Here is a 12830-nt window from a genome sequence, read left to right as displayed (position 1 = left end):
GCGAGGTCGGACAGGTCTCACTCCCTCAGTACATCTCGAAGTACTCCCGGTGCTCCCAGTCGGTGACCGCGGCGTGGAAGCGACGGACCTCATGTTGCTTCAGCGTGATCAGGTAGTCGACGAAGGGCTCGCCGAACTCCTTCCGAAGGAGTTCACTGCTCTTGAAGTGTTCGAGCGCGGCCTCGAGCGAGACGGGCAGAACCGGCGCGTCCGCGGCATACGGTTCGTCCGCGGAGGCTCCCGGTTCGAGAGAGCGGGTCATGCCGTCGCGGCCGCTTGCTATCTGGGAAGCGAGATACAGGTACGGGTTCGCAGCCGGTTCGCCCACACGGTTCTCCAGGTGCGTGTTGGCGTCTCCGCGGCCGCCCACGACACGGATGAGCGCGCCGCGGTTCTCCTCCGCCCAGGCGATGCGATCCGGTGCGAACGAGTCGGGCCGGTAGCGCTTGTAACCGTTGATCGTGGGTGTGGTGAGGACCGAGCATTCGAGGGCATGGGCGAGCAGGCCACCCATGTAGGCCCGGCCGGTCCCGGAGAGGAGTTCACCATCGGTCGCGGCGAACACGTTGTCCGTATCGGCACGCCGTAGCGACTGGTGAAGATGCCATCCGCTCGAGAAGGCGTTCGGGAAGGCAGGACGTGACATGAAGGTGGCGTGGTAGCCGTGACGCCGGGCGAGCTGCTTGATGACGGAGCGGACCAGGAGGACGGTGTCGGCTGTCGCCGTGCCCGTCTGCGGGTCGAAGGTGAACTCCACCTGTCCGGGCCCCCATTCGTCCTCGATGGTGGCGAGGGGGAGCCCCAGTCCGACAAGGTTGTCCCGCAGGACGGACAGGATGGGGTCAATCTCGTCGCTTCTGGATTCGGTCAGGTACTGGAACCCGTGGGCGACCGGACTGACCGACGGCGGCTGCGGCGGATGGCCCGCGTCCTGCCAGGTGAGCTTCGGGTCGTCGAGACGTGCCAGGTAGAACTCGAGTTCGATGCCGGAGACGAACTCGTACCCGTCCAGAGCCAGTTTGCCTACCTGCTCCTGCAGTATGCCTCGCGTGTCGAACGGTACACGCTCCCCCGACCGGTAGTAGAGGTCGGACAGGACCCAACCGGTGCGATCGAGCCACGGCAGCACCTTGAACGTCCGCGGATCAGGCACCAGCACGCCGTCGGGCAGCCCCGTCATCCGCGGGTCTCCGAGAGCGCCGGCCCCGAAGGGCGGCACAACCGGGTTGTTCGTCGTGTCGAAAATCAAGGTCGCGGTCTGGAAGTCCTTACCTCTGCGCAATACGGACAGAAAGTGCCCGACCTCGAGGTTCTTTCCACGCAGAATGCCGTGCTGGTCACCCCAGGCGATACGCACCTGACGAAGCCCGAGCTCCTTCACGCGGCGCTCCACCTCATCCGCCGCGGCTTCCTGCTCCGCCGTCCATAATCCGTGCTCTTCGATGAATGGCACCGCATAACCTCCCAGGGCAGGCCATTGGACCGACTGATCCTCTGACCAGGACTCCTGGCCCAGCCTACGCCCCCTTTCCCACGATGGAAAGTCTGTAGGGAACGTTGCATATATGCATTCTGTAAAGGTGGGCCGACGCCCCGGTGAGATAGCCTCTCCAAACCGGATAAATGCTGTGACAGGGGTGGTCGATTCAGCGTCCGGTCACTTCTGTAGGCTCACTCCGTGGATTACTCATTGGCGTTCCTGATTGTCGCGGTCGCGCTGGTGTTATCGCCAGGCGCCGACTTTGTCCTTGTCGTACAGGCCACGCTGAGCGGCGGACGGAGGGACGGCGCGGCCACCGCGTTCGGTGTGGCCTCGGCCGCGGTCGTGCAGGGCCTGCTCGTCACGGCCGGGGTGGCGAGCGTGATCGTTCGCGTCCAGCCGCTGTTCCTCGCCATCAAGTACGTCGGCGTCGCCTACCTGGCCTGGCTGGCGTTCACCTCCCTGCGCAGCGCGCTCCATGGTCACTACCCGGCCGTCGGTACGAGCGGTGCGTCACGGCTGTCCGCATGGACCGCGTACCGACGGGGCGTTCTGTGCGACGCCACCAATCCGAAGATCCTGGTGTTCTACCTGTCGCTGCTGCCCCAGTTCGTCGACCGGGATGCGTCATGGGTCACCTGGCTGGCACACGCCTGGACAGTGCCGTGTCTGGGGATTACCTGGCTGCTTCTGGTCGTGGCCTTCGTGGGATCGTTGAGGTCGTGGCTCGAGCGCCGTCCCGTGCGCAGGGCGTTCGACGCGAGCGCGGGGGGCGTGCTGCTCTTCTTCTGCGTCGGCCTCGCCACGGAGGCGTAGGCCCTGACCCGGCTCGCGCCCGCGACGTCCGTCCGCGTCCCGGTTCAGAGCGCGCCGTCGGCGCGAAGCCCGGCGATCCGGTCGGCGTCGAGTCCGGCGAGCTCCTCGAGCACCCGGTCGGTGTCCTCACCGTAGCTCGGCCCGGACCGGTCGTATCTCCCGCCGATGTAGGTGGGCGTCTCGGAGAACCAGGTCGGATGTGCCTTGACCGGCCAGCGGCCCAGTTCGCTCTGCTCGAGCTCCACCAACCAGCCGAGTGCGCCGAGTTGGGGGTCCGACTCATAGCGGTCCTGCGCGGTCTGGCAGACGCCGGCGGGCACGTCTCTCGCTTGCAGCTCGTGCATGAGCTCGAAGCCGTCCCATGTCCGGGTCGCCTCGGCCACGATCCGGTCGAGCGCGTCGGCGTGCTCGATCCGGTCCTCCAGCCCGGTGAACCGGGGGTCGTCACGCAGCTCTTCGAGGCCGAGCACCTGCGTCACGGCGTGCCACGCGGCATCGGTGAACGCCGCCAAGGCGAGCCACCTGTCGTCGCCCCGCGTGGGATACGCCCCGTGCGGAGCGGCCTTCTTGTAGGGCGAGGCGTTGCCGTAGCGAGCCCAGTCCCGGCCGTTGGCGGTCTTGTCCAGGATCGCCGTACCGGTGAGGTAGAGCCCCGTCTCGCCCTGGGAGGCGTCGATGTGGCACCCCAGTCCTGTGGCGTCTCGGCGGTAGAGCGCCGCGAGTATGGCGGTCGTCATGTTGTACGCCCCGAACCAGTCCAGGTAGGAGTAGCCGATCCCCGCGGGCGGGAACGGCGCCGGGAGTCCCGACATGTCGCTGATCCCGGAGATCGCCTGGGCGCTCGGACCGAAGGTGCGGACCTTGCCGTAGGTCCCCTGTTCGCCCAGGCCGCTCTGCTGCACGTAGATGACGCGGGGGTTGAGCTCGCGGAGCCGGTCGTAGCCGAGGCCCATCCGGGACATCGTGCCGGGCGAGAAGCCCTCCAGGACCATGTCGGCGTCCCGGATCAGGTCCTCCAGGATCTTGCGTGCCTCCGGATGCTTCAGGTTGAGGGAGAGGGACCTCTTGCCGGCGTTGATCTCCATGAACGAGCCACTGCGGTTCGGGCTGCCGTCGTCCCCGGAGTAGGCGGGTGTGGGCAGCGCGGCCACGGCGGCTTCCCGCTCGGTGCGCCCTCCCGGTGGGCAGGCTCCGAGCGGACTGAACCGCATACGGTCCGGCCGGCTGATGTGCTCGATCTTCACCACGTCGGCGCCCGCGGCGGCGAGGAACCGGCCGGCGCCCGCGCTGGCGAGCATCCAGCTCATGTCGATGACGCGCACGCCGGACAGGGCGAACGGCTTGCCGTGCGGGCTGAGGACGGTCGGTTCGTTGCGGGGCGATGTGTAGGCCGGCCGCTGTTCCGGCCGGTTGCCGCTCCACTCCGTCTCGATCTCGTCGGTGTGCTCACCCACCAGTGGCGGACGTGGTCCCCGTGGCCATTCGAACTCCTCCGTGACCCACTTGCCGCCTGTGTAGAGGAACGTGCGGTCGAGTTCGGGGTGATACACGTCGAAGAACGCGCCCCGTTGCAGCCAGTGCTCGTCGGTGGCGTTCTCCTCGGGGCGCCGCACCGGTGTCCAGGGAAGATTCAGTGCCTGGGCGTCTCGCCACACGTCCCGCTCGAACAGGGTCTGCCCGATGAGGAGATTGACCTGATGCGCCAACCGGTCCCGCGCCTCGTCGCTGTTCCGATGGTCCGTGGCGTACTTGGGGTGGACCAGGTCGGCTTCGAAGTCGTACTTGCGCAGGAGCTCCACGGTGGCGTCCCACTCGTCGCCCTGGGAGCGGACGTACGTCCGGTACGGCAGGACGTAGCGGCCGTCCTTGGTCTGCGCGATCGACGGGCTGCGGGCGGAGGTGGTCGAGTGCCTGCACGTGACGCGGCGATGGACCTGCCTGAGGTAGATCCAGTCCGGTAGGTCGGTCTCGGTGTTCTGGCTGACGGCCTGGTGCACGCTCGTCGAGAGCGCCTGCCCCCGTCCGGTGTGGAGCCGGTAGGTCAATGCGGCCAGGATCGACATCGCCGACATCTCGCCGGCGATGTAGTACGCCTGCCACATCTGGGGCGCGATCGGCGGGGTGTCGTATCCGTTGGTGGGGTCGGGGTCGTATCCGCAGTTCATCATCACCCCGCCCAGGGCGAGATGAACGAGGTCGCTGCCGGCGTAGTCGCGCCACGGGCCGACATCCCCGAAGGGCGAGATCCGCGCATGGATCAGGCCCGGCCGGGACTCCCGCAGCACCTCGTATCCCAGACCACGTCCGGCGAGATGGTCCCGCGGCAGACTGTCGAGGATCACGTCCGCCTGGGCGGCCAGGCGGCGGAACCGCTCCTGATCGGCCTGGGAGTCCAAGTCGAGCACGATCGAGCGCTTGCCCAGGTTGTGGTGCCAGAAGTACAGGCTCCGATCGGGATGCGGTTCGTCATCGAGGAACGGGCCGTACGTCCTGGTCTCCGCCCCGCCCGGCGGCTCGACCCGCACCACATCCGCGCCCAGGCCGGCCAGCACCTTGCCACAGTATTCCCCGAGCTCGCCGCCGATCTCCAGTACCCGCAGGCGCCCCAGGAAGGCGAAGGGCCCCTGGGATCCGTCGTCCGGCACGTCCCCGGGCCCGGCGATCCCCTCATGGAGTGCGTTGCTCATGACAGCCTCCTTGTTTCGAGATACGATATCCCATACAGCACATGTCAATGCGTCCTATCTCGTGATCGATTCGATCTGCCCCACGCGAAGGCGAGGCGGAAGGTGGTCCCGCATGATCGAGAGGCCTGACAACCTCACCGACCTCGTGTTCGCGGAAATCCGCGACCGGATCGTCAACGCATCGCTGCCCCCGGGCAGCCCGGTCAGCGAGGCCGCGCTCGCCAAGGAACTGGCCGTGAGCAAGACGCCGGTCCGCGAAGCCCTGCTGCGGATGCGCCGTATCGGACTCGTGGAGCCGACGTCGCGGGGGCTCCGCGTGACGCTCGCCTCGGTACGGTCGGTGCGGCAGGCGTTCGAGTACCGCGCGGCTCTGGAATCGCAGGCTGCCACCTATGCCGCTCATCACGCCACGGGCGAGCAGCTCGACGCCGTCGCGTACTGGGCCTCGGAGTCCCTGCACCACGCCCGGGGCGGCGATCCGGCCGGCTTCCGACGGGCCGACCAGCAGTTCCACGAAGCGATGGCACGGGCCTCGGGCAACGAGTACATGCGTCTGGCGATCGAGGACGCCTTCGTCCTCACGGTCGCACTGCGCCGCCGTGACGTCAGCCTGGTCCGCGACTTCGTCCCGGACGCGGTCGAGCACCTGGCGATCGCCGGGGCCCTGCGCGCCCGCGACTCCGTCGGCGCCAGTACGTCCCTCGCCCAGCACGCACTGCGCATCATGGACCAGCTGCTCGACGCGATGCGGCGGCCCGACGCCACGGTGAGTGCCGGTTGAGCCCCGCTGTGCGGCCCTTGCCGCGACCCACTGCACTGTCCCGCCCCTTCTGGGAGGGCTGTCTCGACGGAAGGCTCCTCGTGCAGCGCTGTTCGAGCTGCGGACACCACTTCTTCATTCCCAGCGCCTTCTGCCCCCGGTGTCTGGACACCGACCACAAGTGGGTCGAGTCCTCGGGCCGGGGCCACGTCGTCACCTGCACCGTGGTCTGGCGGCCGCCGACTCCGGCCTTCGACCCGCCGTACACCGTGGCCGTGGTCCGAATGGAAGAGGGATACGACATGTTCACGAACATCGTCGGTGCCGGGCCGGAGGCGGAGCTGATCGGCACCGCGGTGCGGGTCCGGTTCCATCGGGAGTCCGAGGACATCGTCCTGCCGTTCTTCGAGCCGGCGGCGGCGACCGGGCGGCGTCCATGAGGAGCCGGCAGGCCGTCATCGTGGGCGCGTTCAACACACGCCAGGCTCGAAAGCTGGATGGCGAGACGTCCGACACCGTGACCGCGGCTGCGATCAGGGGCGCCCTGAGCGACGCCGGCCTCACCGTCGCGGAGGTCACCGGCGTCAACATCCTGCCGGGGCTGGACTATCAGAATGGTTCGCGCAGGTTCGGCTACGCCCTGGGCATCCCGTACTTCTGGGCCGGCCGGGCCATGCCGGGCGCCGCATCCGTACTGGAGGCGGCCACCGCGATCGAGGCCGGCGTCACCGATGTCGTCCTGCTGGCCGCAGGCGAGGCCGGAATCCACCAGGACTCCGCCAGCACAGCGCCCTGGACCCGCCCCTCGAACGAGTTCATCGAATGCTGGGGGCTGATGACGCCCGCCGAATTCGCCCTCTCGGCCAAGGAGTACATGCACCGGTTCTCGGTCGACCCGGCGAAGGTCGCACACGTCGCGGCGGTGATCCGTAACAACGGCTCACGCAATCCGGAGGCCGTCTACTACGGTCGCGGGCCGTACTCGGCAGCGGACATCCTGGCATCGCGGATGGTCGCGGACCCTTACCACCTGCTCGAGTGCGCCACGACCGCGGAAGGAGGCAGCGCCCTCGTCCTCACCACGGCGGAGCGCGCCCGGGATCTCCCGGGGAGCGCCGTCACCGTGCTCGGCGGCGGCTCCGAGAGCTGGGGGCCGAGCTACACGCATCCGCCGACCTATGAACGGGTCGGCATGCTGGGCAGGGACGCGGCCGACCGCGCCTTCGCCCGCGCCGGGCTCGCCCGTGAGGACGTCGACGTCTTCGAGCTCTACGACAACTTCAGCTGGGAGATCATCAGATACTTCGAGGCGTTCCGTTACTGCGACGTCGGTGAGGGACCGGATTTCGTCGCCGGCGGCGCCATCGAAGTCACCGGGCGCTACCCCGTGGTGACGGATGGCGGCACGATGTCGCACTCGCACACCGGGGAGTCGCAGCGCATCCAGCGAGTCGTCCAAGCCGTGCGCCAGCTGCGCGGCACGTCCGCGGCCAACCAGCTCCTGGACCCGAGGATCGCGCTCGTCGCCGCACTCGGCGATGTGGTGCTCCTTGGCCGAGAAGACTCTCGCTAAGATGTGATATCTGAGATATCGTGCGAGAAAGGGTGCACAAGAAGAGAGGGATCCAAGCAGGATGACGACCACCGAGCTACCGATGATCATCAGCGTCGACGACCACATCATCGAACCCCCGACGCTGTTCCAGAGATGGCTGCCGGCCAAGTACCAGGACCGGGCACCCCGGGTGCAGCGTCGCCTGATCAGCAGAGAGGCGAAGCTGTTCGACGGCCTGGTCGAGGACCCGGACGGGGTTCCCGGCGACGTCTGGCTGTTCGGTGACTCCGCCTATGTGCTGCGACGGCCCATCCTCATACTCGACGGCGTCGACACCACGGCCGAGATGCGGGGCAACGAGCCGGCGACGTACGAAGAAATGCACCCCGCGTGCTACGACCCCCGGGCCAGGCTCGAACTAATGACGTCCCAGCATGTCGAGGCGTCCCTCGCCTTCCCCACCTTTCCGCGTTTCTGCGGTCAGGCCTTCAGCGAACAGACCACCAAGGACCGGGAGTTCGGGATCGCCTGCATCAAGGCCTACAACGACTTCATCGTCGAGGAGTGGTGCGGTGACTCGGGCGGCCGTCACATCCCGCTTCCGGTCGTGCCGCTGTGGGACCCGGTACTCGCCGCGGCCGAGGTGCGCCGCAACGCGGCCCGCGGCGCCCGGGCGGTCACGTTCAGCGAGATCGTCGGCCATCTCGGCTTCCCGTCGATCCACGACGGCAACTGGGATCCCTTCTTCGCGGCCTGCCAGGAGACGGGCACGGTCATCTGCATGCATATCGGCTCGTCGTCGAAGATGATGCCGATGCCGCCCGGTGCACCGGACGTCGTCGCCACGACACTCCAGTTCTCCAACTCCTACGCCTCGATGGCGGACTTCATCTTCTCCGGCGTGCTCGACCGCTTCCCGGACCTCAAGCTCGCCTACTCCGAGGGGCAGGCCGGCTGGCTTCCCTACGCGATGGAGCGGATGGACCACGCCTACACGCACCACACCTGGGGGCACGGCGATGTCAAGATGCAGGAACTGCCCTCCACGTACATTCGGCGCAACATGTACGGCTGCATCTTCGCCGACCGGCACGCCATCGAGCAGGCGCGCCGTATCGGCGTCGACAACCTGATGTTCGAGGTCGACTTCCCGCACGCCGACGGCCCTTACCCGCACACGCTGGACCATCTCGCCGGGCAGTTCGCCGGCATCGACGCCGAGACGACGTACAAGATCGTCCGCGGCAACGCGATCAAGCTGTTCCAGCTCGATCTGGACCGCCGGCCCGCCTGACGGGCGGCCATCACCGCGGGCCGCTGACGAGACGTCGGACGACGTGGCCCGGCGCAGTGCCGAGTCGCTCTCGACGGCAGGCTCGCACCCACGTGCGGAGGCGCATACGACACCGACGCCCCGGCCGGCACCTGCCGCCTCGCGTTCGGTCATCGGGGGTCTCCCGGGGACGGGAGACCCTCTGCCGACGACATCCCTCAGCCGGGAACCCGGATCACCGACAGAGCACCGCCGTCCCGGCCGGCCGGCCTGAATGGCGTCCGCCATCGCTCTCCGCGGAGAGTGAGTACACGATCACCCATCACGCAGCGCAGCCCACGAAGACTCCAGCCGACTCCAGACGAGTTCGGTGGTCTCCAGAGTCCGCGCAGCGCTCTCCAGATCGGACCGGTTCTCGGCGAGGCCCGCCACGACGTCCGCGAAGTGGCGCAGGGCGGGCACGAAACCCATCACGTTCCAGCCGGAGTTCGACGGCGTCGGCAGAGTGTAGTTGGGACGCCGGACCTCCGCCGGACCGTCGGCGCGTCGATACGTACAGGTATCGACGTTGTCGACCGTCACGGAGTCTCCTCGGCCGTAGACCTCGACGAACTCACCCCGATGGGCGAAGGAGGCCGTCGTACAGAAGTCGAAGGAGCACGTCGCACCCCCCTCCGACCGGGCGATGGCACTCACGCTCAAGCCGACGGTGGGCACGACGTTCAGGACCGCGGAGATCTCGTCGATCTCGCCGACGAGGTACCGTGCCAGGTCGATCATGTGCACCGGGTTGTCGATCAGGTAGTGACGGAGATCGGCGAGGTACTCGTCCACGTGGCCCATCGCGAAGGTGAGATGTGCCAGGGAGGGAGGGCCGAAGTCCGCGGAGCCGATCACCTCCCGAGCACGCTGGTACGCCGGCGCGAACCGCTTCATGTATCCGACGACGACTTCGGTGTGTGCTTCGGCGGCGAGGGCGGCGACCTGGCGGAGCTCGGACGCGGACTGCCCGCCCGGCTTCTCGCAGAAGACCGGGATCCCGGCCTCGATGCACCGGGCGAGGATCGGCCGGTAGGCGGCCGGCGGGACGACGACCACCACCCCGTCGAGACCACCGGCCGCGAGCATGTCCTCGACCGATGTGTGGTGGGCGTCGGCGCCCCAGCGTGCGGCGGTGATCGCCGCACGCTCCGGCGTCCGGGCGCAGACCGCGGCGAGGTCGAGACCGGCCTCCAGAATCGAGGGGTACAGGGCGCTGTTCGCATGCCGACCCGCGCCCACCACGCCGATCCTCATGACGTACTCGTCCGATCCCCGCTCAGGAACTGATCGATGCGGCTCGCGGTCTCGCCGAAGACACGCTCGAGTGCGTCCGGTTGCCGGTACGCCTCCACGATGGCCGCCGACCACATGCTCGCGACGTCGAGGTACTCCGGCATGGGGGTCGGCAGCACCCTGGCGGTCGTCCGCAGGATCTCGAGGCTGTTGTCGCCGTAACCGTTCCACTTGGCGGCCGTGGCACGGTACGTCTCGTCGTCCCACGTGCTCTGCCGCGTCGGGTTCATGTTCCCCTCCTGCGCCGCCCGGGCGAGAAAGGCGGGGGAACTGGCCCACTCGATGAACCGCCAGGCCGCGTCCTTGTCCTGCGAGGCACTGTTCATCACGAGCGACCAGGTCCACATGTTGGCCTCTCGCTCCCCACCGGGACCCAGCGGCGGCCGGGTGTAGGCGACCCGCCCGCGCACGGCCGACCCGGGCCCCTCGAAGAAGGCGACGTAATGGTCGGAGTCGACGATCATGCCGTACTGGCCCGCCGCGAAGTCACGGGCGACATCGAGCCAGTGGCCGTCGGGGAACCGGTCCGGGCCCGCCTCGCGCGCCGCCGCCAGGAAATCCCGGGTCGCCGCGAGCATCTCCGGGCTGGCGAGCGCGCTGCGGCCCGCGCTGTCGAAGTCGGTCGCGCCGTACGTCCAGACCTGGGTCGCGTACCCGGTGTACATCGTGTGCCAGGTGCCGCTGCCGCGCTGTGCGAAGCCCCGTACGCCCGGCACACGCTCCGCGATCTGTGTGGCCGCGGTGAAGTACTCCTCCCACGTCGACGGCGGCTCGCTGAGGCCCGCCTTCTCCAGCACGTCCGGCAGGTACGCCAGGTTGTACGTCTCCCAGTTGACCGGGATCTCCAGCAGGGGGCCGGTGCCGAGGGCGTCGCCGCGGCGTCCCGACCAGCGGTTGATCTCCAGCAGGGACGGCAGGAAGTCGTCCGGACGGTAGTCGTCGCCGCACTTGTCGAGATACGTGTCGAGGGGCTCGACGATGCCCTCGCCGGCGAGCTTCCACATCGAGACGGGACCCGACACGAACACGTCCGGCGCGGACTCACCGCGGAGCCGGCTGCGCAGCGCGTCCAGGGAGTTCGTCACGTACTCCGTCTCGGGGATGATCTCGAGGACCACGGACTCGCCCGTGAGCGCCTCGTATTCGGCGATGTGCTTCGTGACGCTCGCGACGTACGCGTCGTTGTCGGGACCGATGAAACGGACCATGGGGTGATGTCTCCTTGGTGAAACCTCGGCCTGTGGGCCGACGAGGGTGGGAGGGGAAAGGAAGTCCCGGGTGCGACCGCGTCAGACGGAGAATCGTCGGCGCGCACGTTCGTGCAGGACGGCGACGATCTCGTAGAGCACGATCACGGTCACGCTCACCACGACCACGTCCGCCCAGAGCGCGGTGTAGTCGAAGGTCGTCGCGGCGGTTGTCGTGGCCTGCGAGATCCCGTTGCCGGTGACGAGCCACTCGGCGACGACCGCGCCGAAGAGTGCCAGGGGGATGCTGATGCGCGCGGCGTTCAGAACGCCCGGGACGGAGCCGGGGATCCGGACGAACCGGAGGGCCGCCCAGCGGCCGCCTCCGTGGACGCTGACCACGTCCAGGGTGGACCGCGACCTTTCCTCCAGCGCCGTGACGATGACGATCATGGCAGGGAAGAAGACCACCAACAGTCCCGTGACGATGATGAAGGCGGTGCCCCGGCCGCAGATGGCGACCAGCAGCGGGATGAAGGCGATCTGCGGAACGCACTGCGACACCAGGAGCAGCGGAAGCCCCAGACGCAGCAGGGCGGGGAAGCTCACGAGGACGCAGGCGGCGACGAACGCCGTGGCCATGCCGACGCCGAAGATCATGCCGCTGTCGCGCATGGTGATCAGCCAGTCCGTCAGCAGCCCGCTGCGGTGCGCCGCGGCGTCCGGATCGCTGAACAGGTAGTCCAGCACATCGAGCGGGGACTTGAAGACGAGGGGAGTCACGCCTCCGAACTGGATGATCGCGAGCCACAGCACGATCAGCGCGACGGCGGGCGTGAGGAATTCGGCGATCCGCCCCAAGGAGCCGGCGCCGGGACCCGCCGTGAGCGCGGTCTGGGACTCGACCGGCTCGACGTGCAGCCAGCGGCCGATCGCCGTGACCGCCGCGTAGAGCAGGCCGCCGATCACGGTGGCGACGAGGGCGATGCCCCAGGTCTGCGCGACCAGCAGCTTCTGCTGGCTGACCACGAGCACCACGCCGAGACCGTCGTCGGCGCCGCTGAACTCCCCCACGAGAGCACCGAGGAAGGCTCCCGGACCGGCGATGCGCGTACCGGCCACGATGTTCGGGAGAGCCGAGCGGAGTCCGACCTTGCGCAGTACCTGCAGCCGGCCGCCGCCCGCGCAGTGCACGATCGCGGCGATGTCCGGCGGCGTGGCACGAAGACCCGCGATCACCCCGATGAGCATCGGGAAGAACGAGAACAGGACCGCCATCGTGATCCGGGTCGGCTCACCTGGTCCGCCGAGGCTCGCGATCAGTGGGAGGAGCGCCGGCAGTGGCAGACAGTAGACCGCGAGCGCGACGCGTGAGACGGAGCGCTCGAGAAGCCCGGTCAGCGAACCGATCGCACCGAATACGAGGCTGATGAGCGCGGCGATGGCGAAGCCCTCGAGCGCCGTGACGAGCGTGGGGGCGGCGTTGGAGAGGTAGAACGAGAAGTTCCCGGTCAGATCGTCGGCCACACTCGGTGGTGTAGGAACCGAGTTCTCGGGGAGGATGTCGGACAGGGCGACCAGCCACCAGAGGCCGACGGCGATCGCGAACCCGCCGAGGGTCCACACCACACCGGGAACCTGTCGTTCGACGCGCCCGTTCGCGGTGGCGGAGCGCCGCTTCCACGGTGGACCGGTGGGGGCCGTCACGGCCCCTTCCATCGCTTGTGTCGAGGTCAT

The 12830-nt window shown here is 68.3% G+C and carries 10 protein-coding genes; 5 read left to right on the top strand and 5 right to left on the bottom strand.

The window, feature by feature from the left end; genetic code table 11:
• Positions 1 to 25: 25 nt before the first annotated feature.
• Positions 26 to 1453 (bottom strand): glutamine synthetase family protein, encoded by a 1428-nt coding sequence (locus tag ACGFR9_RS17885; RefSeq protein ID WP_393209115.1) that lies wholly within the window; start codon positions 1451 to 1453, stop codon positions 26 to 28.
• Positions 1454 to 1678: 225 nt separating this feature from the next.
• Between ACGFR9_RS17885 and ACGFR9_RS17880 the strand changes: the two genes are divergently transcribed.
• Positions 1679 to 2296: a LysE family translocator gene (locus tag ACGFR9_RS17880; protein WP_393209112.1), complete on the top strand. Its 618-nt coding sequence runs from the start codon at positions 1679 to 1681 to the stop codon at positions 2294 to 2296.
• 44 nt (positions 2297 to 2340) lie between these two features.
• On the opposite strand, the gene ACGFR9_RS17875 is transcribed toward ACGFR9_RS17880, so the two are convergent.
• Positions 2341 to 4983: a CaiB/BaiF CoA transferase family protein gene (locus tag ACGFR9_RS17875; protein WP_393209109.1), complete on the bottom strand. Its 2643-nt coding sequence runs from the start codon at positions 4981 to 4983 to the stop codon at positions 2341 to 2343.
• A gap of 112 nt (positions 4984 to 5095) precedes the next feature.
• Here ACGFR9_RS17875 and ACGFR9_RS17870 point away from each other — a divergent pair, with 112 nt between their 5' ends.
• From ACGFR9_RS17870 to ACGFR9_RS17855, 4 genes are all read left to right on the top strand, one after another.
• The gene (locus ACGFR9_RS17870) at positions 5096 to 5764 is read left to right on the top strand and encodes a GntR family transcriptional regulator (RefSeq protein WP_393209106.1); all 669 of its coding nucleotides are present in this window, start codon (positions 5096 to 5098) and stop codon (positions 5762 to 5764) included.
• Between the two features lie 8 nt (positions 5765 to 5772).
• Entirely contained in the window at positions 5773 to 6183 is a 411-nt protein-coding gene (locus ACGFR9_RS17865; protein WP_393209586.1) for a Zn-ribbon domain-containing OB-fold protein, read from the top strand.
• Complete coding sequence (locus ACGFR9_RS17860) at positions 6180 to 7316, top strand: thiolase family protein (protein ID WP_393209103.1); 1137 nt, start codon at positions 6180 to 6182, stop codon at positions 7314 to 7316. Before ACGFR9_RS17865 ends, ACGFR9_RS17860 begins: the two co-directional genes overlap by 4 nt.
• 61 nt (positions 7317 to 7377) lie before the next feature.
• Complete coding sequence (locus ACGFR9_RS17855; RefSeq protein ID WP_393209100.1) at positions 7378 to 8592, top strand: amidohydrolase family protein; 1215 nt, start codon at positions 7378 to 7380, stop codon at positions 8590 to 8592.
• Positions 8593 to 8886: 294 nt separating this feature from the next.
• On the opposite strand, the gene ACGFR9_RS17850 is transcribed toward ACGFR9_RS17855, so the two are convergent.
• The 3 genes from ACGFR9_RS17850 to ACGFR9_RS17840 all read right to left on the bottom strand — a co-directional run bounded on the left by ACGFR9_RS17850 (position 8887) and on the right by ACGFR9_RS17840 (position 12830).
• Positions 8887 to 9867: a Gfo/Idh/MocA family oxidoreductase gene (locus ACGFR9_RS17850; protein WP_393209097.1), complete on the bottom strand. Its 981-nt coding sequence runs from the start codon at positions 9865 to 9867 to the stop codon at positions 8887 to 8889.
• Positions 9864 to 11114 carry an extracellular solute-binding protein gene (locus ACGFR9_RS17845; RefSeq protein WP_393209094.1) on the bottom strand — a complete coding sequence of 417 codons (1251 nt, stop codon included), beginning with the start codon at positions 11112 to 11114 and terminating at the stop codon, positions 9864 to 9866. The genes ACGFR9_RS17850 and ACGFR9_RS17845 overlap by 4 nt, the downstream gene beginning before the upstream one ends.
• Before the next feature lie 81 nt (positions 11115 to 11195).
• Complete coding sequence (locus ACGFR9_RS17840) at positions 11196 to 12830, bottom strand: ABC transporter permease (protein WP_393209091.1); 1635 nt, start codon at positions 12828 to 12830, stop codon at positions 11196 to 11198.

It is taken from the genome of Streptomyces sp. NPDC048584 (assembly GCF_043199595.1).
GTDB lineage: Bacteria > Actinomycetota > Actinomycetes > Streptomycetales > Streptomycetaceae > Streptomyces > Streptomyces edwardsiae.
Note: the sequence above shows the minus strand (reverse complement) of the source record. Positions and strands in the feature narration are given on the sequence as shown.